The 22,436-nt window shown below is 70.9% G+C and carries 23 protein-coding genes; 14 read left to right on the top strand and 9 right to left on the bottom strand.

Features of this window, described 5'->3' with window-relative positions:
- Window position 1: 1 nt before the first annotated feature.
- The 6 genes from IG98_RS0117050 to coaA all read right to left on the bottom strand — a co-directional run bounded on the left by IG98_RS0117050 (window position 2) and on the right by coaA (window position 5,377).
- Window positions 2-916: an ABC transporter ATP-binding protein gene (locus tag IG98_RS0117050; RefSeq protein WP_030912854.1), complete on the bottom strand. Its 915-nt coding sequence runs from the start codon at window positions 914-916 to the stop codon at window positions 2-4.
- Window positions 913-1,791: an ABC transporter permease gene (locus tag IG98_RS0117045; protein WP_030912851.1), complete on the bottom strand. Its 879-nt coding sequence runs from the start codon at window positions 1,789-1,791 to the stop codon at window positions 913-915. Before IG98_RS0117045 ends, IG98_RS0117050 begins: the two co-directional genes overlap by 4 nt.
- The gene (locus IG98_RS0117040) at window positions 1,784-2,689 is read right to left on the bottom strand and encodes an ABC transporter ATP-binding protein (RefSeq protein WP_030912849.1); all 906 of its coding nucleotides are present in this window, start codon (window positions 2,687-2,689) and stop codon (window positions 1,784-1,786) included. The genes IG98_RS0117045 and IG98_RS0117040 overlap by 8 nt, the downstream gene beginning before the upstream one ends.
- Before the next feature lie 74 nt (window positions 2,690-2,763).
- Entirely contained in the window at window positions 2,764-3,714 is a 951-nt protein-coding gene (locus IG98_RS0117035; RefSeq protein WP_030912848.1) for a DUF389 domain-containing protein, read from the bottom strand.
- Window positions 3,715-3,760: 46 nt separating this feature from the next.
- Window positions 3,761-4,288: a DinB family protein gene (locus tag IG98_RS0117030; protein ID WP_030912846.1), complete on the bottom strand. Its 528-nt coding sequence runs from the start codon at window positions 4,286-4,288 to the stop codon at window positions 3,761-3,763.
- Between the two features lie 153 nt (window positions 4,289-4,441).
- The gene (gene coaA / locus IG98_RS0117025; protein ID WP_030912844.1) at window positions 4,442-5,377 is read right to left on the bottom strand and encodes a type I pantothenate kinase; all 936 of its coding nucleotides are present in this window, start codon (window positions 5,375-5,377) and stop codon (window positions 4,442-4,444) included.
- Between the two features lie 122 nt (window positions 5,378-5,499).
- On the opposite strand from coaA, the gene glmS reads away from it, so the two are divergent.
- The 12 genes from glmS (at window position 5,500) to tsaD (ending at window position 17,352) form a co-directional block, all read left to right on the top strand.
- Window positions 5,500-7,341, top strand: a complete 1,842-nt coding sequence (gene glmS / locus IG98_RS0117020; protein ID WP_030912842.1) for a glutamine--fructose-6-phosphate transaminase (isomerizing) — start codon at window positions 5,500-5,502, stop codon at window positions 7,339-7,341.
- Between the two features lie 177 nt (window positions 7,342-7,518).
- Entirely contained in the window at window positions 7,519-8,934 is a 1,416-nt protein-coding gene (locus IG98_RS0117015) for a PhoX family protein (protein ID WP_030912840.1), read from the top strand.
- Window positions 8,935-9,050: 116 nt separating this feature from the next.
- Window positions 9,051-9,401: a holo-ACP synthase gene (locus tag IG98_RS0117010; RefSeq protein ID WP_030912838.1), complete on the top strand. Its 351-nt coding sequence runs from the start codon at window positions 9,051-9,053 to the stop codon at window positions 9,399-9,401.
- Between the two features lie 10 nt (window positions 9,402-9,411).
- Window positions 9,412-11,001 carry an NAD(P)H-hydrate dehydratase gene (locus IG98_RS0117005; RefSeq protein ID WP_030912836.1) on the top strand — a complete coding sequence of 530 codons (1,590 nt, stop codon included), beginning with the start codon at window positions 9,412-9,414 and terminating at the stop codon, window positions 10,999-11,001.
- Complete coding sequence (alr, locus tag IG98_RS0117000) at window positions 10,998-12,125, top strand: alanine racemase (protein ID WP_245651595.1); 1,128 nt, start codon at window positions 10,998-11,000, stop codon at window positions 12,123-12,125. Before IG98_RS0117005 ends, alr begins: the two co-directional genes overlap by 4 nt.
- 20 nt (window positions 12,126-12,145) lie before the next feature.
- Entirely contained in the window at window positions 12,146-13,222 is a 1,077-nt protein-coding gene (locus IG98_RS0116995; RefSeq protein ID WP_037970554.1) for an alpha/beta fold hydrolase, read from the top strand.
- Between the two features lie 41 nt (window positions 13,223-13,263).
- Entirely contained in the window at window positions 13,264-13,716 is a 453-nt protein-coding gene (gene tsaE, locus IG98_RS0116990) for a tRNA (adenosine(37)-N6)-threonylcarbamoyltransferase complex ATPase subunit type 1 TsaE (RefSeq protein ID WP_030912828.1), read from the top strand.
- A 169-nt stretch (window positions 13,717-13,885) separates the two neighbouring features.
- Entirely contained in the window at window positions 13,886-14,563 is a 678-nt protein-coding gene (locus tag IG98_RS0116985) for a hypothetical protein (protein WP_157594372.1), read from the top strand.
- A 6-nt stretch (window positions 14,564-14,569) separates the two neighbouring features.
- Window positions 14,570-15,124, top strand: a complete 555-nt coding sequence (locus IG98_RS0116980) for a class F sortase (protein WP_030912825.1) — start codon at window positions 14,570-14,572, stop codon at window positions 15,122-15,124.
- Between the two features lie 71 nt (window positions 15,125-15,195).
- On the top strand, window positions 15,196-15,879 hold the full coding sequence (gene tsaB / locus IG98_RS0116975) for a tRNA (adenosine(37)-N6)-threonylcarbamoyltransferase complex dimerization subunit type 1 TsaB (protein ID WP_030912822.1): 684 nt from the start codon (window positions 15,196-15,198) through the stop codon (window positions 15,877-15,879).
- Complete coding sequence (gene rimI, locus IG98_RS0116970; protein WP_030912820.1) at window positions 15,876-16,328, top strand: ribosomal protein S18-alanine N-acetyltransferase; 453 nt, start codon at window positions 15,876-15,878, stop codon at window positions 16,326-16,328. The genes tsaB and rimI overlap by 4 nt, the downstream gene beginning before the upstream one ends.
- Window positions 16,321-17,352: a tRNA (adenosine(37)-N6)-threonylcarbamoyltransferase complex transferase subunit TsaD gene (gene tsaD / locus IG98_RS0116965; RefSeq protein WP_030912816.1), complete on the top strand. Its 1,032-nt coding sequence runs from the start codon at window positions 16,321-16,323 to the stop codon at window positions 17,350-17,352. The genes rimI and tsaD overlap by 8 nt, the downstream gene beginning before the upstream one ends.
- Window positions 17,353-17,428: 76 nt before the next feature.
- Here tsaD and IG98_RS0116960 read toward each other — a convergent pair whose 3' ends face one another.
- A complete protein-coding gene (locus tag IG98_RS0116960) occupies window positions 17,429-18,487 on the bottom strand; it encodes an alkene reductase (protein ID WP_030912814.1) in 1,059 nt (352 codons plus the stop codon).
- A gap of 106 nt (window positions 18,488-18,593) precedes the next feature.
- On the opposite strand from IG98_RS0116960, the gene IG98_RS0116955 reads away from it, so the two are divergent.
- Window positions 18,594-19,121, top strand: a complete 528-nt coding sequence (locus IG98_RS0116955; RefSeq protein ID WP_051752248.1) for a MarR family winged helix-turn-helix transcriptional regulator — start codon at window positions 18,594-18,596, stop codon at window positions 19,119-19,121.
- A gap of 81 nt (window positions 19,122-19,202) precedes the next feature.
- On the opposite strand, the gene IG98_RS0116950 is transcribed toward IG98_RS0116955, so the two are convergent.
- Window positions 19,203-20,462, bottom strand: a complete 1,260-nt coding sequence (locus tag IG98_RS0116950; RefSeq protein ID WP_051752246.1) for a hypothetical protein — start codon at window positions 20,460-20,462, stop codon at window positions 19,203-19,205.
- Window positions 20,463-20,654: 192 nt separating this feature from the next.
- Window positions 20,655-21,821: a class I SAM-dependent methyltransferase gene (locus IG98_RS0116945; protein ID WP_030912808.1), complete on the bottom strand. Its 1,167-nt coding sequence runs from the start codon at window positions 21,819-21,821 to the stop codon at window positions 20,655-20,657.
- 242 nt (window positions 21,822-22,063) lie between these two features.
- Between IG98_RS0116945 and groES the strand changes: the two genes are divergently transcribed.
- A complete protein-coding gene (gene groES / locus IG98_RS0116940) occupies window positions 22,064-22,375 on the top strand; it encodes a co-chaperone GroES (RefSeq protein ID WP_030912806.1) in 312 nt (103 codons plus the stop codon).
- Window positions 22,376-22,436 lie beyond the last annotated feature (61 nt).

Raw genomic sequence — 22,436 nt, 5'->3', positions numbered from 1 at the left:
ATCAGCTGCTCCTGTTGATCAGGTAGGAGAAGACGCTCTCCAGGTCCTCGTCGGCGGGGGAGACCTGCCAGACGCGTACGTCAGCGTCCCTGGCGACCCTGGGCAGCAGGCGGGTGAAGCGCCGGAAGTCGACCGCCTGCACCTCCAGGCCCGTCTCGGTCAGCGAGACCGCGCCCGAGGAGGCGTCGGCGATCAGCGCGGACGCCAGGCGGCGGTCGTCGCTGGAGCGGACCCGGAACAGGTGCGGGCGGTCGGTCATCCGGCGGCGGATCTCCCGGAAGTCCCCGGAGGCGGCGTGCCGGCCCGCGACCAGCACCTCGATGTGCTGGGCGACGCGTTCCACCTCCTCCAGGATGTGCGAGCTGAACAGGATGGTCTTGCCCGCCGCGCCCATGGTGGCGACCAGGTCCATCAGGTGCAGGCGCTGGCGGGGGTCCATGCCGTTGAACGGCTCGTCGAGCAGCAGGACCTGGGGGTCGTGCACCAGGGCGGCGGCCACCTTGACGCGCTGGCGCATGCCCTTGGAGTACGTCTCGATCCTGCGGTCCTTGGCGCTTTCCATCTCCACCAGGGCGAGCGCCTTGCCGGCGGCGTCCTCGGGGTCGGGCAGGCGGTGCAGCTTCGCGCTGGACAGCACGAACTGCCAGCCGGTGAGGAAGCCGTAGACGGCCTCGCGCTCGGGGACCAGGCCGATGGAGCGGTAGATCTGGTGGTTGCGCCAGATCCGGTCGCCGTCCAGGGTGACGGTGCCGCCCGAGGGCGCCAGGAACCCGGCCATCATGTGCAGCAGCGTGGACTTGCCCGCGCCGTTCGGGCCGAGCAGCCCGGTGACGCCGGGGCCGACGGTCATGGTGATGTCGTTGACGGCGACCACGTTGCCGTACCAGCGGGAGACCTGGGCCAGTTCGATCCTCATCGGGAGGCCGCCTTCCGGTAGCGCGCGATCAGGGCCGTCACGGACAGGCCGATCAGCGCGATCATGATCACTCCGGCGACCAGGCTGCCCGCGCCAGGGGGGTAGATGACGTTCGAGGCGGGGGTCGCCCCGAAGATTCCGACGTGCACGGCGGCGTCCACCACGAAGAACGGGTTGATCAGCCAGGCCCACGCGGCGGCGGCGTCGTCGCCCATCGACTCCAGCACCCCGAACAGCACGGTGGAGACGGCGGAGGCGAGCAGGTAGAGCGCGATGACCGAGGCCACGCCCAGACCGCGCCTGGGGGTGAACGAGGCGACGGCGATGCCGAGGCAGGCCAGCAGCAGCGCGTAGCCGGCCGCGCCGGCCATGCTGGTGAGGTATTCGACGGTGTGCGTGTCGCCGGGCAGGTCGATGACCACCTCGCCGACGAACAGCACGGTGAGCGGCACCGCCAGCAGCAGGAACATCGCCGCGGTCATCGCCGCCAGCTTCGCCCCGACGTAGTCCCAGAGCGTCACCGGGCGCGACAGGTAGAGCGGTAGCACCCGGAAGCGCAGGTCGGGGGCGACGGCGTACGGCGACTGCGAGGCCAGGAAGATCGCCAGGACGGCCTGCATGATCACCGCGTACTCGGTGTAGCGCATCCCCTCCTGCTTGATCAGCGCCATGATCGCGATGGACACGACGGCGGGCAGGAGCATGACGCCCACCAGCACGAAGGGAATGATCTTGGAGCGGGCGGTGCGGCCGAGCCCGAAGATCCCGCGCAGGCTGTGCACGGCCAGCGCGGCGGTGGCGTGGCCCCGGCCGAGCCGGGCCCCGTCGTAGTGGCGGTATCCGATGTCGTGGATGACACCCGTGGGTTCAGACATTGACCGGCTCCCTGAAGACGTCCTCGATGCGCTGGCGCCCCTGCTCCAGGCGGACGAGGCAGAGGTCGAGCTCGCAGACGGCGTCGCGGAGGACGTCGAAGGTCTCCGGAGCGCGGACGTGGACGAGCAGCATCCTGCCGTGCGGGGTCACGGTCTCGCCCAGCTCCCCCAGCCGGGCCGCGAGCGCGTCCTGGCCCTCCTCCACCTCGACGGTCACGGTCTGGGTCTGCTGGGTGAACTCCCCGATGGCCGAGGAGCGCAGCAGCTTGCCGCCGTCGATCACGATGACGTGGTCGCAGACCCGCTCAAGCTCGCCCAGCAGGTGGGAGGTGACCAGCACGCTGATGCCGAACTCCGAGCCGATCCTGCGGATCAGCGCGAGCATCTCGTCACGGCCCTGCGGGTCGAGGCCGTTGGTGGGCTCGTCCAGCAGGACCAGGCGCGGGTCGTGCACCAGGGCCTGGGCCAGCTTGACCCGCTGCTTCATGCCGGTGGAGTAGCCGCCCATCGCGCGGTAGCGCTCCTCGTAGAGCCCGACGTGGCGCAGCACGTCGGCGGCGCGCTCGCGGGCCGCGGTACGCGGCAGGCCGGACATCTGGGCCATGTGCACGGTGAACTCGGTGGCGGACAGATCGGGCGGCAGGCAGTCGTGCTCGGGCATGTAGCCCACGATCCGGCGGATCTCCGCGCCCTTGGTCGCGGTGTCCATGCCCAATACCTGGGCGCGGCCGGCGCTGGGTTCGAGCAGGCCGAGCAGGATCTTGATCAGCGTGGACTTGCCCGCGCCGTTGGCGCCGACCAGACCGGTCACGCCGGGGCCGACGGTGACGGTGAGCTGGTCGAGCGCCGTCACCCGGGGGAAACGTCTGGTCAGTCCCTCGGTGGCGAGGATAGTCATACCGGGACACTATCCGCCGTCGCGGGCGAACACCTCAGTCATACGAAGGAGTCCCCCTCGTCCGAAAGGGCGGTTCACCGCCTGCCGGGGGGTGCTGGAAGCCGCATGCCGAACCGGGACCAGTAGGCCCTCTGCACGAGGAGCGTCAGCACCCCGGAGATGATCATTCCGGCGACGTTCACCCCGAGCTGGACGGCCGACGCGCCCATGTCACCCCAGCGTGACAGCGCGGCGGCGACCGCGAAGTAGCCCGCGGCCGGGACCGTGGTGACCGAGATGAAGACGCCGACCAGCGCCGAGGACTTGCCGGCGGTCACCGAGAGCACCCCGGCTGCCCCGGCGAGCAGCGCCACGATGAACGACCACCTGTCGGGCTTGACGATGAACTCGATCTCCTCGTGCCCGATCCGCAGCGAGCCGCTGTCGATCCAGCCCAGCCACCGCCAGGCCAGTGCGCAGGCGAAGGTGATCGCGAGGGCGGCGGCGAAGCCCACGGCCAGGGTGCGGAGCGCGCGGCCGATCAGCTGCCGGTCGGTACGGATCAGGCCGAAGCAGATGGCCGCGATCGCCCCGAACTCCGGCCCCAGCACCATCGCGCCGACGATGAGGATCGGCGAGTTGACGATCACCCCGATCGCCGCGATCTGTGTGGCGATCACCAGGAAGGCGAGGAAGGCCCAGGTGAGCCGGGAGTCGTCGCCGACCCGCTGGGCGAACTCCGCCCAGACCACCGCGTCGTCCCCGTCACCGGGCGCCTCCTCCTGGGCGCGCTCGGACACCTCCGAGATCGACAGGTCGACCTCCTCGGCCGCGATCGACCCCTCGGAGTGCAGGCCGAGCCGTTGCAGGTGCTCGATCACCTCGTTGGCGGCCTCGCGGGCGACGTCGAACTGGACGAGGTCCCCGGCGGGGGAGCGTGCGGCACCGGGGAGCACGACGACGTTGACCACGCCGACGCAGGTTTCGAGCACCTCCAGCACCCCGTCCGACAATTCCGGCGGACTGATCACGCGTAGATGCAACACGGGCCAACCCTAGAACCTGTGGGCGGCTCACCGAACCCCGGAGAACTCACCCGGCGGACGCGACGCGGAGCAGGCGGAGCTGGCCGATCTCGGCGATGTTCTTCATCAGTTCGGAGTCGACCCAGGCGATCATGTGGGCGACGGTCAGCTCGGGGCTGTCCGGCCAGGGGAAGGGGGCGGTGGCGTCCAGGTCGGCGTCGGTGAGCCGATCCAGCACCGCCAGCCACTCCACGCGAAGGCCGCGTAGCCAGTCGACGGTGGCCTGCCCGTCGCCCGGCCACCCGATCTCCTCCCGGTCACGTGGTGCTCGCCCCCGCGCGTGGTCGATGGTCACCGTCCACCACCAGCCGAGGTGCCAGGTGACCCACCCGAGGGTGGGGACCGGAATGGGATCGGGTTCGGCGTCCTCCCAGTCCGGCACCCACATCCCGTCGGCGTCCGGGCGCACCGTCCAGCAGTGGGGCGCGGGCTCCCAGAGGAAGTCCTCCGGTTGCAGCCGCTCCAGATGGAATTCGAACAGCGACCAGGTCAGATCGAACTGCCAGCGGAGCAGTTCGGCGCGGGAAACAGGCACCGGCCGACCCTGCCACACCGCCGGCCCGTTCAGAAAGCCGTTTTCCGGCGGCTGGGGACGGCCGGCTCCGCCGCCGTCCCCACCGGCGCGCAGACACCGACCAGCCGACGCGTTGTTGACGAAGGCCCGGGTGGCCGCTGATCTCAGGGGGCGTCAGATGCGGCGGAGGCGGACGCGGCTGACCGAGTGGTCGGCGCTCTTGTGCAGGACCAGGTCGGCGCGGCCCCTGGTGGGGGCGATGTTCTCCAGGAGGTTGCGTTCGTTGATGTCGCGCCAGATGCCCTCGGCGAACTCGGTCGCCTGCTCGTCGGACAGCTCGGCGAGATACCTGAAGTAGGATTTCGGGTCCTCGAAGGCGGTCTGCCGCAGCTTGTGGAAGCGGTCCACGTACCAGTCGCGGATGTGCTCGACCTTGGCGTCCACGTAGATGGAGAAGTCGAAGTAGTCGTTGATCGCGAGCGCGGTGGGCGGGGCGGGCTGCAGCACGTTGAGACCCTCGACGATGAGGATGTCGGGCCGGCGGATGGTCTGGGTCGCACCGGGCACGATGTCGTACTCCAGGTGGCTGTAGATCGGGGCCGTCACCTCGGGCAGGCCCGCCTTGACGCCGGCGACGAACCTGACCAGGGCCCGCCGGTCGTAGCTCTCCGGGAAGCCCTTCCTGTGCATGATGTTCCTGGCGGTGAGGACCTCGTTCGGGAACAGGAAGCTGTCCGTGGTGATCAGGTCCACCCGGGGGTGCTCCGGCCAGCGGGCCAGCAGGGTGTGCAGCAGCCTGGCGGTGGTCGACTTGCCGACCGCGACGCTGCCGGCGATGCCCAGGACGTACGGGGCCGTCCGCCGCTCGCCGCCGAGGAAGGTGTTGAGTGCCGCACTGCGCTGCCTGACTCCGGTGAAGTGCAGGTTGAGCAGCCGGGTGAGCGGCAGGTAGATGTCGGTGACCTCGGTCAGGTCGATCGGGTCGTCGACGCCGCGCAGCTCCTCCAGTTCGCTCTCGGTGAGCGTCAGGGGGGTGTTCTTGCGCAGGTCGCTCCACTGAGCCCGGCTCAGCTGCACGTACGGTGTCGCGGTGTCCAAACCGTTGGCCATGTTCAGCAAGCCTACTGATCGCCCCTGCGTACGATCCTGCCGGGTGCCGGGCGGGATTCTTGGGGTGTCTGGGGGATTCTCCATAGACAAGGTGGCCGATCTCTCAGGGAAGGGGGTAGGTCATGTGCGGCATAGTGGGATATACGGGACAGCGGCAGGCGATCGAGGTCGCCGTCGAGGGACTGGGCCGGCTGGAGTACCGGGGGTACGACTCGGCGGGAATCGCACTGGTCGGATCCGGCGGCCTGATCGTGGAGAAACGGGCGGGGAAGCTGGCCAACCTGCGCTCGGCACTGGTCTCGCGGCCCGCGCCGCCGTCGACGGTCGGGATCGGGCACACCAGATGGGCCACCCACGGGGCGCCCACCGACCGCAACGCCCACCCGCACACCGACTGTCACGGGCGGATCGCGGTCATCCACAACGGGATCATCGAGAACTTCGCCGTGCTCAGGAGCGAGCTGGAGGACAACGGCCACCGGATCGTCTCCGAGACCGACACGGAGGTGGTGGCGCACCTGCTGGAGGAGTTCGCCGCCGGTGGCCTGGCGGAGGCGATGCGCCGGGTCTGCCTGAGGCTGGAGGGGGCGTTCACGCTGCTCGCGGTCTCGGTGGACGAGCCCGAGGTGGTGGTGGGGGCGCGGCGTAACTCGCCGCTGGTGGTCGGCAGGGGGGACGGGGAGAACTTCCTCGGCTCGGACGTGGCGGCCTTCATCGCCTACACCCGCGAGGCGGTGGAACTGGGACAGGACCAGGTGGTCGAGTTGCGTCCCTCGAAGATCACGGTTTTCGACTTCCAGGGGGCTCCGGCCGAGACGCGCGACTATCACATCGGCTGGGACGCCTCGGCCGCCGAGAAGGACGGCTACGACCACTTCATGCTCAAGGAGATCGCCGAGCAGCCCAGGGCCGTCGCCGACACGCTGCTCGGCAGGGTCGGCCAGGACGGCCTGCTGGTGCTGGACGAGATGCGCCTGTCCGACCAGGAGCTACGCGACATCAACAAGATCATTCTGGTGGCCTGCGGGACCTCGTACCACGCCGGGCTCATCGCGAAGTACGCCATCGAGCACTGGGCTCAGCTGCCCTGCGAGGTCGAGGTGGCCAGCGAGTTCCGCTACCGCGACCCGATCCTCACCCGGGACACGCTGGTCGTCGTGATCAGCCAGTCGGGCGAGACGATGGACACGCTCATGGCGGTACGGCACGCGCGCGGGCAGCGCTCCCGGGTGCTGGCGGTCTGCAACGTGAACGGCTCCACGATCTCCCGCGAGTCCGACGCCGTCCTCTACACGCACGCGGGCCCGGAGGTCGCGGTGGCCTCCACCAAGGCCTTTCTCACCCAGCTGGTGGCCTGCTACCTGGTGGCGCTCTACCTCGCGCAGGTCCGGGGCACGAAGTTCGGCGACGAGATCACTCAGATCGTCGACCGGCTGGCGGAGATGCCGTCGAAGGTGAGCGAGGTCCTCTCGACGGTCGAACCGGTCCGCGCGCTGGCCAGATCGCTGGCCGACGAGCGGTGCGTGCTCTTCCTCGGGCGGCACGTGGGCTTTCCGGTCGCGCTGGAAGGAGCGCTGAAACTCAAGGAACTGGCGTACATGCACGCCGAGGGCTTCGCCGCGGGGGAGCTCAAGCACGGCCCGATCGCGCTGATCGACAAGGGGCTCCCGGTCGTGGTCGTCGTCCCCTCGCTGTCCGGCCAGCGGGTGATCCACGACAAGATCGTGTCCAACATCCAGGAGATCAGGGCCAGGGGCGCCAGGACCCTCGTCATCGCAGAGGAGGGCGACGACGTGGTCGAACGGTACGCCGACACGCTGATCCGCATCCCGGCCGTGCCGACCCTGCTCCAGCCGCTGGTGGCCACGGTGCCGCTCCAGGTCTTCGCCTGCGAGCTGGCCACCGCCAAGGGGCACGACGTCGACCAGCCCCGCAACCTCGCCAAGTCGGTCACGGTGGAATAAACCCCGGACGGGGGTTGTCCACAACCTGTGGACAACCCCTATGGATTACCAAGGGTCAGAAGTGGGAACAGAGGCGCCCGCCTTCTTGCATGATTAATTGTCGATATGTGCCATATAGCGAACTGCTGGCGGCGGATTAACGTGGCGTGAATCCACCGGACCTCAGGGAGTCGCAAGATGGATCGTCGTCGTTTCCTCGCCGGTAGCAGCGCGCTGGCCGCGGTGGGGGTGGCCGGGCCGTTCGCCGGTGTCGCGCGGGCGGGGCTGAACGGGGAGACCCGCCCCGGAGGCGGGTACGGACCGCTGAAGCCGGTCGCCGACGAGCGGGACGGCGCGATCCGGCTGCACCTGCCCGACGGCTTCCGCTACACCTCCTTCAGCGTCGCCGGGGGCACGTTCGACGACGGGTCCGCCGTCCCCTCCCGTCACGACGGCATGGCCGCGTTCCGCGGGCCCGGGAACACCGCGATCCTCGTCCGCAACCACGAGGTCAACGGCCCGGTCGGCGCGTTCGGCGACCCGGCCAGGGCCTACGACCCGGCGGCGGGCGGCGGCACCTCCACGCTCAGGGTCACCCGTTACGGCAAGGTGATCTCCGCGGCCCCCAGCCTGACCGGTACCCAGATGAACTGCTCAGGCGGCCCGATGCCCTGGGGCGCCTGGGTGACCTGCGAGGAGACGGTCAACGGGCCGGACGTGGGCAACGACTTCACCGGCCAGGACAACGGCAAGCTCACCCAGAAGCACGGCTACATCTTCGAGGTCCCGATCGACGGCAGGGCCTCGGGGCCGATCAGGAGCGCCGGGCGGTTCGCCCACGAGTCGGCCGCGTTCGACGCGTTCACCGGCGCCGTCTACCTCACCGAGGACAACTTCGCGTTCGCCTCCGGGTTCTACCGCTACCTGCCTCCGCAGAACCCGCTCCGGGCCGGCCGCATCCTGGACGGCGGCAGGCTGCAGATGCTGGCCGTGCGGGGCGCGCCGGGCAAGAACCTCTCGCTCGGCCAGTCCAGGGGGGCCACCTACGCGACCACCTGGGTGGACATCGACGACCCCGACCCCACCTTCATCGGCACCCCCGCCAACGACCTCGCGATCCAGGCGGTCGGCAACCAGGGCAGGGCCAAGGGTGCGGCGATCTTCTCCCGGCTGGAGGGGGCGATCAACCATCACGGCACGATCTACTTCACCTCCACGCAGGGCGGCGCGACCGCGTCCGGCGACACCCCGCCCAGCGGCTTCGGCAAGGGGCGCGGCCAGGTGTGGGCGTACGAGACGTGGAGCGGGAGGCTCAGGCTCGTCTACGAGTCGCCGGGCTCGGTCACCCTCGACCTGCCGGACAACGTCACCGCCAGCCCCCGGGGCACGCTGGTGCTGTGCGAGGACGGCTCGGGCGACAACTACCTGCGCGGCCTCACCAGCCGTGGCGAGATCTTCGACTTCTCCCGGCTGGCCCCCGTCGCCGGGGACTCGGGCGCCGAGTTCGCCGGCTCGACCTTCGGTCCCGGCGGGCACACCCTCTACGTCAACGTCCAGTCGTCGGCGGGAATGAGCTTCGCCATCTGGGGGCCCTGGCAGCGCGGCGGCTTCTGACCCCCCGCCGGCCCCCCGCGGGCCTCCACGGCCCGCTCCGGGGCCGGCCGTACGACGTCCGTGACGACAGGCGGGCGGGGCGGGCGGTCGGCGAAGATCATCGGTAGCCTGGGGAAATGATCGTTGGGATCGGCGTCGACGTCGTGGACGTGGCCAGGTTCGAGGCGACCCTGGTGCGGACGCCCGCGCTGCGGGGGCGCCTGTTCACCGCCGCCGAGAGCGCGCTGGCGACGGAGTCGCTGGCCGCCAGGTTCGCGGCCAAGGAGGCCGTCGCCAAGGCGCTGGGCGCGCCCCCCGGGCTGCGGCACCTGGACGCCGAGGTGCTCACCGGCGAGCACGGGCGGCCCGAGCTGCGGGTGACCGGCAAGGTGGCGGACGTCGCCCTGGCCCTGGGCGTGGTCAGATGGCACGTCTCCCTGACGCACGACGGGGGTGTCGCCATCGCCTATGTGATCGCCGAGGGATAAATTCGGTGGAATGCGAACCGCGTACACATCCGACCAGATCAGGGCGGCCGAGGCGGCGCTGATGGCGACCCTGCCCGAGGGCACCCTGATGGAGAGGGCGGCCACCGGGCTCGCGGTGGTCTGCGCCAGGATGCTCGGCGGCGTGTACGGCTCCCGCGTCGTGCTGCTCGTCGGCGGCGGCGACAACGGCGGCGACACCCTTTACGCCGGGGCACGCCTGGCGGCCAGGGGGGCCGGGGTTGACGCGATCATCGCCGGGAAGCGCGTCCACGAGGCGGGACTTGAGGCCCTGCGCCGCGCGGGCGGCCGGGTGACCGGTCTGCCCGGCGGTGAAGCCGCCACCCCCGCGACCACCCCGGGGCCGGTGGCGGGAAACCTCGCGGGAGCGCCCGGGGACGGTGTGACGGGCGGTGACACGGTGGTGGGCGGGGCGGTCCGCGACCTGATCGGCGCGGCGGACCTGATCGTGGACGGGATGCTCGGGATCGGCGGGACCGGGGCGCTCAGGGAGCCGTACGCGACCCTGGCCCGGCTCGCGGGTGACGCGCCCGGCGAGGTCGTCGCGGTGGACCTGCCGAGTGGGGTGGACGCGAGCAGCGGCCAGGTGGAGGGCGCGGCGGTCCGCGCGGGCGCCACGGTCACGTTCGGAGCGTGGAAGACCGGGCTGCTGGTGGATCCCGGCGCCGGGCACGCGGGCCGGACGGAACTCGTCGACATCGGTCTCGGCCCCCACCTGCCGGAACCTGACGCGGTCGCGCTGACGGACGCCGACGTGGTCGCCCTGCTGCCCAGGCCCGGCGCCTCCTCCGACAAGTACCGCCGGGGCGTCGTCGGGATCGCGGCGGGCAGCGAGCACTACACCGGCGCGGCGGTGCTGGCGGTGGGCGGGGCCCTGCGGGCCGGGGTGGGCATGGTCCGCTACGCGGGGAGCGCCGAGCCGGTGGCCCAGGTGCGGGCCCACTGGCCCGAGGCGGTGATCACCACGCTCGCCCCCGGCGAGGGCGTCGAGGAGGTGGGCCGGGTGCAGGCGTGGGTGCTCGGTCCCGGGCTCGGCACCGGCGACGAGGCGCGCGCCATCGCCCGCTCGGTGCTGGCAGAGGATGTCCCCGTGCTCGTCGACGCCGACGCGCTGACCCTGGTGGCCCAGGAGCGGTCACTGCTCCGCCGCGCCGCGCCCGTCCTGATCACCCCGCACGCCGGCGAGCTCTCCCGCCTGACGGGGGTGCCGAGGGAGTTGATCGAGGCACGGAGTCTGGAGAACGTCCGGCGGGCGGCGGCCGAGCTGGAGGTGACCGTACTGCTCAAGGGGTCGACCACGCTGGTCGCGCAGGAGGGGCGGCCGGTCAGGATCAACCCCACCGGAAGTCCCTGGCTCGCGACCGGCGGCACCGGCGACGTGCTGGCCGGCCTGGCGGGCGCGCTGCTGGCCGCGGGACTGAGTGGTTACGACGCGGCCTCCTGCGCCGCCTACCTGCACGGAATCGCCGGTAGGCGCGGCCCTCTCGCCGCCTCCGACGTCGCCGAGGCCCTGCCGGAGACGGTGCGGTCGTTGGTCAACGGGCTCAGGCAGGGCCGCTCACCTGCCAAACTGGAGCGATGAGCTTCCCGATGACTCCCGCCGAGGCACGGGTGGACCTCTCGGCGATCCGCGAGAATCTGGCGCTGCTCGGGAGCCACGCTCCCGGCGCCGAGATGATGGCGGTGGTCAAGGCCGACGCCTACGGGCACGGGCTGGTCCCGGCCGCGCGCGGTTGCCTGGAGGGCGGGGCCGGGCGGCTGGGCACCGCCTACGTCCGAGAGGCCCTCCAACTGCGGGCCGCCGGGATCACCGCGCCGATCCTGTCGTGGATCCTCCCGCCGGGCGAGCCTCTGGAGCAGGCGGTCGAGCACGACATCGAGTTGTCGGCGGGCTCGGTCGCGGTGGTCGACGCCATTGCCGACGCCGCGGCCCTGACCGGCCGGACGGCCAGGGTGCATCTGAAGGCCGACACCGGCATGTCACGTGGCGGTGCGACGCCGGGTGAGTGGCCCGACCTGCTCGACCGGGCGCTGCGGCGGCAGGCCGAGGGGACCATCGAGATCGCCGGGCTCTGGTCCCACTTCGCCTGCGCGGACATTCCGGGAGATCCATCCATCGCGGCCCAGCTGATGGCGTTCGACGAGGCGCTGGCCGTCGCGGAGAAGGCGGGTGCCGGAGGCTCCCACGTCATCAGGCACATCGCCAACTCGGCGGCCACCCTGACGCTGCCGCAGGCGCGCTACGACATGGTCCGCCCCGGGATCGCGACCTTCGGGCTGAGCCCCGTGCCCGAGCTCGGCGACTTCGGGCTGCGCCCGGTGATGACGCTCGTGGCGCGGGTCGCGCTGGTCAAGCGGGTGCCCGCCGGGTCGGGTGTGTCGTACGGCCACCTGTATGTCACGGATAGGGAGACCACGCTTGGTCTTGTCCCGCTCGGGTACGCGGACGGGATCTCGCGGCGCGCCACCAACCTGGCGGAGGTGCTGGCGGGTGACCGCAGGCGGCGGATCGCCGGCCGGGTCTGCATGGACCAGTTCATGATCGACGTAGGGGACGACCCACTGGCGGAGGGCGACGAGGTGATCCTGTTCGGTGACGGATCGCGGGGCGAGCCGACCGCCCAGGAATGGGCGGATTCCCTCGGCACGATCACGCATGAGATCGTGACCGGGATCGGTTCGCGGGTCCCACGCGTTTACCGGTGAAAGGCAGCTCAGGGGGTCGCATGAGTACTACCACACGGCGCAAGGTCGGTATCGCGAGCGCGATCGTCGGTGTCGCGTCCGCGGGAGTGGCCGCCGGGGCCCTCGCCAAGCGCTACGCCGTCGGCCGCATCAGACTCCGTCCCGACCTGGAGGCGAGCGAGCCGCTCGGCGAGCTTCGGGGCCGTCCCACCACGGTCACCACCTCCGACGGCGTTCCGCTGTACGCCGAGGTGGACGGCCTCCAGGACGCTCCGCTGACCGTGGTGTTCTGCCACGGCTACACGCTCAACCTCGACTCCTGGCACTACCAGCGGCGCGATCTGGGTGACGCCTACCGCCTGGTCCTGTGGGACCAGCGCTCCCACGGGCGATCGCCGCGCATCCCGACGGAGGACTGCTCGATCGACCGGCTCGGCGACGACCTGGCCGAGATCATCGAGGCGCTGGTACCGGGTCCGTGCGTGCTCGTCGGCCACTCCATGGGCGGTATGACGATCATGGCGCTCGCCGACCGATACCCGGAGCTGTTCGGCGACAAGATCAAGGGCGTCGCGCTGATCTCCACCTCCCCCGGCAAGCTCGGCGAGATCTCCCTCGGCCTGCCCGCGCTGCTGTCGAAGGCGGTGCACAAGGTCACGCCGGGCACGGTGTCGATCCTGAGGCGCGGTGGCGCGCTGGTCGACAAGAGCCGCCAGGTCGGCAATGACGTGGCCTTCCTGGCCCTGCGCCATCTGGGCTTCGGCGATTCCCAGAATGTCAGTCCCACGGTCGTCGACTTCGTCGAGTCGATGATCCGTTCCACCCCTTTCGAGGTGATCGCCGAGTTCTACCCGGCGCTGATGTCGCACGACAAGCTGAGTGCGCTGGGCGTGCTGGACGAGGTGCCCACCTCCATCATGGTCGGCGACAAGGACTGGCTCACCCCCGTCGAGCACAGCAAGGCGATGGCGGCGGCGCTGCCCAGCGCCCGGTTCACCGAGATCCCGGAGAGCTCGCACCTGGTCCAGCTGGAGCGACCGGCGCTCGTCAACAACGCGCTGCACGACCTGCTCAAGCGGGCGATCGCCGACACCGACGCGGGCAACGAGAACCGATGAGCCCGGACACGGGTGGGAGTGGTGACGGGAGTGACGCAGCGATGAGAGTCGTGGCGACCGCCGAGGAGATGCGGGAACTGGGCCAGGGGCTGGCCGAGCTGTTGCGGCCGGGGGACCTGGCGGTGCTGTCGGGCCCGCTCGGCGCGGGCAAGACGACCCTGGTGCAGGGCATCGCCGAGGGGCTCAAGGTACGCGGGCCGATCACCTCGCCGACCTTCGTCATCGCCCGGGTGCACCCCTCGCTCTCCGGCGGTCCGGCGCTGGTCCACGTCGACGCCTACCGCCTCGGCGGGGACCTGGAGGTCGACGACCTGGATCTGGACGCCTCGCTGGAGGAGTCGGTGACCGTCGTGGAGTGGGGCGAGGGCCTGGTGGAAGGGCTCGCCGAGGACCGGCTGGAGATCCTCATCGGCAGGGGAGCGTCCGGCGAGCCGGGTGAGGAACGGACCGTGACCCTCCGCGGGATCGGACCCCGCTGGGAAGGTGTCATCTGATTTCCCCACGGGGGCTGGGAAATCCTGACAGGCTGGTACCCCGCCCCATTGGTCTAGATCGTCGGGCGCGTTGATCGACTCTGGCGGGTTTGCCCATGTTTAATGGGGAACAGGTGGGACATCGTGCCGGGCGAGGGTCGTCGGCCGGAGGGCGAAGTGGAGTTCGACGGTGCCAAGCGTCAAGCGTGTCGCGGTTGCGGGAGCCATCGTCCTTTTCGGGATGGCCGGACTGGTCGGGTGTTCGGCGGAGGCCAACTCGGGGAGCCCGACAGGTACACCCACCCCTACCCCGCCTGATTCCGGCATCAGCCGGCAGGACATCGAGGTCCAGCTCCAGCCGGCCCGCGCCAAGGCCGGGCAGAAGGTGTGGGTCCTGGCGAACTGCCCGATCCCGCAGGGCGGCCCCGAGCACCGCGGCACCGCGTCGTCCCGGATCTTCCGCACCCCGGTGACCCTCGACCCGATCCTCGCGACACCCACGCCGGCCCCGGCGAACACCGCCAGCCCGACGCCGCGCCCGTGGGTCCGCGGTCAGGCCACCGTCGCCGACGGCGTGGCCGCCGGTGTCTACGAGGTCAACGCCAGGTGCGAGGGGACCAACGACACGGGCAAGACCAACCTCAGGATCGTGGCCGACACCGAGCCGAGCTCCAACCCGACGTCCAAGCCCACCTCCAAGCCGACCAGGACGATCATCAGCACCGAGGCGCCGGGCACGGGCGGCGGCGGCACCGCGGCGGGAGGCCCCACCGAGTCGGGCGGGCCGATCGGTACGACGGGCGTCCTGCTCGCTCTCGCCCTGGCGGGCGGCATCGGCATCGCGGTCGTGCGTCGCCGCCGTTCGTAGTCCCCGATGGCCGATTCCACCCGCTGGTCCAGGATCATCCTGGCCGGAGTCGTCACCGGCGCCGTCATGGTCGCGCTCAACAGCAGGGGCGGCGGCGAGGAGAAGCCGCCGTCCCGGGCCTCGATCGTGCCCAGCCGCATCGACATCCCGTCCCTGGGCATCAAGGCGCCCCTGATGAAGCTCGGCGTGAAGGACGGCCAGATCGAACTGCCGCCGTACGAGAAGCCGGACACCGCGGGCTGGGTCAAGGACAGCGCGGTCCCCGGTGACGAGGGTTCCGCGGTGATCCTCGGGCACGTGGACACCAAGACCGCGCCAGCCGTCTTCTACAAGCTCAAGGAGATGCGGGAGGGACAGGTCATCAAGGTGGTGCGCAGCGACGGCAAGGTCGCCCAGTACCGGGTGGACACGATCGAGCAGATCAGCAAGAGCCGGTTCCCCGCCGACAAGGTCTACCTTGAGGACGGCCTGCGGCTCATCACCTGCGGCGGGACCTTCGACTGGGACAACCACGAGTATCGCGACAACCTCATCGTCTACGCCACCCTGGTCAAGACCTGAGCCCGCCTGCCCGAGGCCCGTACCGGGGCGGCGCTCCTGAGCCCTCCCCGGAAGGACTAGGCTAACTGTTCGTGCTGGTCCTGGCCTTTGACACCGCAACCCCCGCCGTCACCGCAGCGCTGCACGACGGTGCGAGGGTCCTCGCCGAGTCGACGACGGTCGACGCGCGCCGCCACGGCGAGCTGCTCGTCCCCACGATCGAGACGGTCCTGAGTGAGGCCGGCGCCTCGCTCCGCGACGTCACCGCGGTCGTCGCGGGCTCCGGCCCCGGCCCCTACACCGGGCTCCGGGTCGGCCTGATGACCGCCCAGGCCCTCGCGACGTCACTGGGCGTCCCGGCGTACGGCGTGTGCACGCTTGACGCGCTCGCCTACGGCAGCGGGCTGACCGAGCCGTTCCTGGTGGCCACCGACGCCCGGCGCAAGGAGGTGTTCTGGGGGCACTACCAGGAGATGCGCACCCGGCTGTCCGGCCCCGCGGTGGACCGGCCCCAGGACCTGCCGGGGGAGCTCCCGCTGGTCGGCGCGGGCGCGCGGATGTACGCCGAGGTCGTCGGGGCCTCCCGGCTGCTGGACGCGCCGGAGTATCCCCACGCGGGCGCGCTGGCGGCGCTGGCCGCCGAGCAGCTCGGTGAGCCGGACGTCGACGCGGTCGTCGAGAGCGGCACCCACCCCGTGCTCGGCCTGCCCCATCCGATCTACCTGCGCCGTCCCGACGCCCGGGTGCCCTCGGCGCCGAAGAAGGTCTCCGCATGACGACGGTGCTCCGTCAGATGACCTTCGACGACCTGCCCGCGGTCATGGAGATCGAGCGCAGGACCTTTCCCGCCGACGCCTGGAGCGAGGGCATGCTCCGCGGTGAACTCGACGACCAGCCGAGGACCAGGCACTACGTGGTGGCCCTGGCCGAGGAGGCGATCGTCGGCTACGCGGGCCTCGCCGCGGCGGGGGACCAGGCCGACGTGCAGACCATCGCGGTCCTGGCCGAGTGGCGCCGGAGCGGCATCGGCGGCGCCCTGCTGACCGAGCTGCTGACCGAGGCCGAGCGCAGGGGCGCGGTCTCGGTCTTCCTTGAGGTGCGCGCCGACAACCCGGGCGCGCAGGCGGTCTATGACAGGTTCGGGTTCGAGCGGATCGGCATGCGCCTCCGCTACTACGAGGACGGCACCGACGCGATCATGATGAGAAAGGATCTCCATGCGTGACGAACCGGTGGTCCTGGGCATCGAGACCTCCTGCGACGAGACGGGGGTGGGAATCGTCCGGGGGCACACCATGCTGGCCAACGCCATCGCCTCCAGCGTCGAGCAGCACGCCCGTTTCGGCGGGGTGGTGCCCGAGGTCGCCTCCAGGGCGCACCTGGAGGCGATGACCCCGACCGTCGAGCGGGCACTGGAACGGGCGGGCCTGCGCCTCGCGGACATCGACGCGATCGCGGTCACCGCCGGTCCGGGCCTGTCCGGCGCGCTGCTCGTCGGCGTCGCCGCCGCCAAGGCGTACTCGCTGGGTCTGGGCGTGCCGCTGTACGGCGTCAACCACCTGGCGGCCCATGTCGCGGTGGACCAGCTGGAGCACGGTCCCCTGCCCAAGCCGTGTATCGCCATGCTGGTCTCCGGCGGGCACTCGTCCCTGCTGTTGGTGCCCGATGTCGCGAGGGACGTCATCTCGCTGGGGTCCACCGTGGACGACGCCGCCGGCGAGGCGTTCGACAAGGTGGCCAGGGTGCTCGGCCTGCCCTTCCCCGGCGGGCCGCACATCGACAGGGTGGCCCGCGACGGCTCCGGCGCGGCCATCGCGTTCCCGCGCGGCAAGTACGACGACGGGACGCTCGACTTCTCCTTCTCCGGCCTGAAGACCGCCGTGGCCCGGTGGGTGGAGGCCAGGGAGAAGGCGGGCGAGTCGATCCACGTGCCCGACGTGGCGGCGTCCTTCCAGGAGGCCGTCGTCGACGTGCTGACCCGCAAGGCCCTGCGGGCGTGTGCCGAGTACGGCGTCGGTGACCTGCTGATCGGTGGCGGGGTGGCGGCCAACTCCCGGCTGAGGGCGATGGCCCAGGAGCGCTGCGAGGCGGCCGGGGTCCGGCTCCGGGTGCCCAGTCCCGGGCTGTGCACGGACAACGGTGCCATGGTGGCGGCGCTGGGCTCCGATCTGGTGGCGGCAGGTGTCGAGCCGTCGCCGCTGGACATCCCCGCCGATTCCTCGCTGCCCGTCACCACGGTCCACGTGTGACGGGCTCACAGCCGTCGCGGGGCGGGGGGCCGCCGCGCCCCCGCTGGGCGGCGGCCGTAGGGGCCCTTCGAGGCTCCTACGCGGAGTGCAGAGCCAGCACCGGGTAGTCGGTGTAACCGCGGTGGTCGCCGCCGAAGGCCGAGCCGAAGTCGGCCTGGTTGAGCTCGGCGCCGAGGCGGAGGCGGAGCGGCAGGTCGGGATTGGCCAGGAACGACGCGCCCAGCGAGACCAGGTCGGCGCCGCGCTCCAGGGAGTGCGAGATCCTCGTGGCCGGGTCGCCTATCGACGGGTCGTTGACGATGAGGGTGTTGGGCCAGGACTTGCGGATCTCTCCGCTGAGGTCGTCCGAACCGCTCGCCACCAGGTGCAGATAGGCCAGGTCGAGTTCGGCGAGCTCGGAGACCAGCGCCGGGTAGACCTCGTGCCGGTCCTCCTCGACCAGGTCACCCGCTCCGTTGCCGGGCGAGAGCCGGATGCCGACCCGGGATGAGCCGATCCGGTCGGCGGCCGCCCGCGCGGCCTCCACGCCGAAACGGATCCTGTTGTCCACCGATCCGCCGAAGTGGTCCTCGCGCAGGTTGGCGTTCTGCGACAGGAACTGGTGGATGAGATAGCCGTTGGCGCCGTGCAGCTCGACCCCGTCGAAGCCCGCGTCCACGGCGCGGGCGGCGGCGTCCGCGAAGTCCTGGATGGTCGTCTCCGCCTCGGCGGTCGTCAGCTCCCGAGGTGTGGGGTAGTCCTGCAGGCCGCTGGGTGTGAAGATCTGTCCCGCAGGTCGTACGACGGACGGCCCGACGGGCAGCGCGCCGGTGTTGTCGGGGTGGCCGATCCGGCCGGAGTGCATGATCTGGGCGAAGATCCTGCCGCCCGCCGCGTGGACGGCGTCGGTGACCTCCCGCCATCCCGCCACCTGCTCGTCGGTGTGCAGTCCCGGGGTGTCCATGTACCCCTTTCCGGCCTGGCTGGGTTGCACCCCCTCGGTGATGATCAGGCCCGCGGAGGCCCGTTGGGCGTAGTAGAGGGCGGTCAGCGACGAGGGGATCCCGTCGACGTAGGACCGCGAGCGGGTCATGGGTGCCATGACCAGGCGGTTGGGCAGCTGGAGGCCGGCAAGCGTGAACGGTGAGAACGGCATGGCGATTCCCTTCTTGGCTGGCCAACTTGGCTAGCCAATAAGCAGTTCTACAACTTGGTCGGCCAATATGCAAGCGGTAGGCTCGGGGGGACGGAAGGACCTGAACATGGCGGAGCCGCTGTTCGACGAGAGGTGCGAAGCGACCAAGGGATGCGGTGAGTACGACGCCGACCTCAACTGCCTGATGGCCTACACCGCCCGGGGGCACCGGGTCCTGCTCGCCAGCCTCCTCGGGGAGATCGACCTCTACCCGGGCCAGGAGCGCGTGCTGGGCGCCCTGTGGGACAACGGTCCCCAGTCGCAGAACGCGCTGGCGAGGATCGTCGGCGTCGACGTGTCCACCATGACCAAGACCCTGCAGCGCCTGGAGCGCAGCGGCTTCGTCAGCCGCAGGCCCGATTCGGTCAACCGGCGGATCAGCATCGTCGAGATCACCCCCAGGGGGCACGCGCTCCGCCCCGAGGTGGACCGGGTCCTCACCGAGATGCACCGCCGGATGACCCGGGGGCTGACGGAGGAGCAGGCGAAGGAGCTGACCTCCCTGCTCGACGTGGTCAGGGGCAACCTGTGCCGCGAGGCGGGTGTGCGAGACCCGGCCGGGGAACAGGCCCTCGACGCCGCTCGGACCGGCTGACGGCCCCCGTACCGGATCGGCAAGGAGCGGATCCGGACCGGTCGGGGCGCGTGGGCCCCTGGCGGTAAGGGGGCGCTTTGGTCAGTCCCTGGTGGGGCGGAGCAGTGCCTCGGCCAGGGCCAGCATGGTCTCCTCCAGGGCGCCCAGCCGGCGGGTGAGAGCCGCGTGCGCGGGCTCCACGGTCTCGCTCAGGGCATCGGAGAGCTGGTCGCGGTCGGGCTGGGCGCGGAGCATCTCGGCCAGCGGTGTCAGCGCGGCCTCGGCCCGGATGACACGCTCGTCCAGGGAGTCGAAGCGCTCGCGCTGCTCGTCGGTCTGGGCGCCGATGAGCGCGCTGACGCCGATACCGACGCCGAGGACGGAGGGCAGCGCCTCAAGGCGCTCGTCCAGGCTCTCCAGGCGCTCGCCGGACTTCTCCGCGCGGCCGTCCAGGGTGGACAGGCGGGAGTCGATGACGTCCATCCGGCCGGTGAGGCGGCCCTCGATGTCGTCGAGGCGCTCGTCGAGGGTGTCGAAACGGCCGCCCGCCGCCATGCGATGGCCGGTCAGCCGGTCGACGCGGCTCTCCATGGCGGCGGCACGCTCGTCGATCCTGGGCACCACCAGATCGACCCCGGCCCCCACCCGTTCGACCCTGCCGTTGACCTGCTCGACGGCGGCGAGCACCCGGTCGGCGGCCGTGCCGACCGCCTGCTGGACGCTCGCGGACAGGTTGAGCATCCCCGCCTCGATGCGCCCGGCACGCTGGGAGAGGTCGGCCAGCGCCCTGTCCAGGCGGCCGAACCGGTGCGCCGCGATGCCCATGTCGGCCTGGAGCCGGCCGAGGTGCTCGGCCAGCTGCCGCACCTGCTCGTCGATGCCCTGGGTGCCGTCGGAGATCGCCCGGAGGCGGGTGAGCGCCTCGTCCACGCTCTCGCCCACGGTGCCGAGATCGGTCCACAGGCTCGGCAACTCGCCGAGGGGGGTGACCCGGTCGCGGACGGCGTCGACCCGCCTGCCGAAGGATTCGACCCGCTCGCCGACGGCGTCGACGTGGTCGCGGACCGCCTCGACGTGCTGGGCCAGGCCCTCGGCCCAGGAGGGCGGGCGGGCGGCGATGTCGTCCAGGCGCCCGTTGACGGACTCAAGCGTGCCGTTCAGCCCGCCGATCTCGCGCTCCCTGACCTCGCGCAGCAGCCACTCCATGCCCTCCAGGCGCTGCCGGATCTCGTCGAGCACGGCGCCCTGGGTCCGCTGCTCGTAGACGTGGTCCTGGGCCGCCCGGGCGAGGAGCTCACGCATCCGGTCGGAGATGGCGGTCTGGCTGCCCGCCTGGAGCAGGGTGTGGTCAGAGTGATCCACCGAGAGCTCCTTCGCTCGCCGACGCTCAGCCGCGCGGTTGGATTAGGTCGGTTCTGCCGATGAACGGGATGAAATCGGAGGCGAGAGAGAACTCCCGCCCGGCAACCTTAGCCTCTGGATCAAGGTTTTCCGGGGGCGAGGTTAAAAGACAGGAATTGTCGGCTTGCTGGAATAATCAACCATTTTGGCTGGTCAGCTGGGGCTGCATATGAAAGCAAATGGCCTGTCCCCTATTCGGGTGAGAATGACCGTCGCGGATTCACCCCCGGGCAGCCGGAGATCTTTCCTGAGACGGTCGACGTCCACCGCGGAGCCACGTTTCTTGATCGTCACATTGCCGGCCCCGCGCTCGCGGAGCGCCGCCCGCAACCGCTTGAGCGAGAAGGGCAGCGTCTCGTGGACCTCGTACCGCGACGCCCACGGCGTCGGCGTCGCGACGTCGCCGGTGATGTAGGCGATCTGCGGGTCGAGCAGGCGCCCGCCGACCGACGCGGCGATCTCGGCGACCAGGTGGGCGCGGATCGCCGCGCCGTCAGGCTCGTAGATGTAGCGGCCCGCCGGGCCGGTGCCGGGGTCGCCGAGGGTGGGGTCGGGCGTCATCGTGACGCCCGACGGCAGGATCGTGGCCCTGCGCGCCGTCTCACCCGCCAGCGTGCCGCACCAGATCACGGCCTCCTTGACGTCGCCCCGGTAGGAGACCCATTCGGCCTCCGCGCCGGCGGGGACGAACTCGTACGGGATCCCGGGGGCGACCTTCAGGCAGGCGGCCCCGGCCCTGGCCACCATCTCCAGTACGGCGGGCCAGGCGGGCGAGTAGGCCATCGGGTCGAAGGTCCTGCCTCGCGCCGTACGGCGCGCGGGATCGGCGAACAGGACGTCGAAGGCGGCCGGGTCCAGGGCGGCGGCGTCGGCGGCGCGGACCGAGACCCGGTCGCCGAAGCCCAGGGCGTCGGCGTTGGCCGCCGCGATCGCGGCGGTGAGCGGATCGGCGTCGACCGCCTCGACGACGCATCCGGCCCTGGCCAGGGCGAGGAGATCTCCGCCGATACCGCAGCAGACGTCGGCGACCCGGGAACCCGCGGGGACGCGCCGCGCCCGATGGTCGGCCACCTCGCGGCGGGTGGCCTGCTCCAGGCCGGGCCGGGTGAAGTACATGAGATCGGCGTCGGCGCCGAACTTCTCCCTCGCGCGCAGCCGGAGTTCGGCCTGGGTGAGCGCCGCCGAGGTCAGGTCCGCGTCGTAGATCTTTCTTAACCTTGTCACCGCCGCCACCGGGTCGTCGCCGATGGCCTCGGCCGCCGCGCCCAGCGCCTCCTGGCCGCGCGGGGTCAGGAGTTCGCGGAATGCGTCGAGATTCACACCACCCGACGCTACCGCCTCCACCGTGGGGCTTCGCGAAGGGCTTCCACCTGGTTTGACGTTCGCCCGAAGCGCAGACGGGCGCTCCGTGTTGACTGTCAAGCCCTCCTTGCATACTGTTCCGTATTGGCACTCTCCTAGTGAGAGTGCCAAATACATGCGACGAGGCAGGTCTGACACCCGCGACGGCAGACCGCTGGTCGCCTCTTCTAGATCATTCAAATCTGAAGGGGAGGTCCGACGTGACGACCGCCACCAAGGTTCCCGTTAAGCCGCTTGGCGACCGCATTGTGGTCCAGCCGCTTGAGGCCGAGCAGACCACCGCTTCCGGTCTGGTCATCCCGGACACCGCCAAGGAGAAGCCGCAGGAGGGCAAAGTCCTCGCGGTGGGTCCGGGCAACTGGGATGACGAGGGCGAGAAGCGGATTCCGCTCGACGTCAAGGAGGGCGACGTGGTCCTCTACAGCAAGTACGGCGGCACCGAGGTGAAGTACAACGGCGAGGAGTACCTCGTGCTCTCCGCCCGTGACGTGCTCGCCATCATCGAGAAGTAGTTCTCGCTTCACAAAGATGACGTATCGAGCCCCGGGTCGCGAGAGCGCCCGGGGCTTTGAT

The sequence above is a fragment of the Streptosporangium amethystogenes genome, assembly GCF_000721075.1.
In the GTDB taxonomy this organism is placed as follows: domain Bacteria; phylum Actinomycetota; class Actinomycetes; order Streptosporangiales; family Streptosporangiaceae; genus Streptosporangium; species Streptosporangium amethystogenes.
This window is presented reverse-complemented; position numbering and strand designations above follow the sequence as displayed.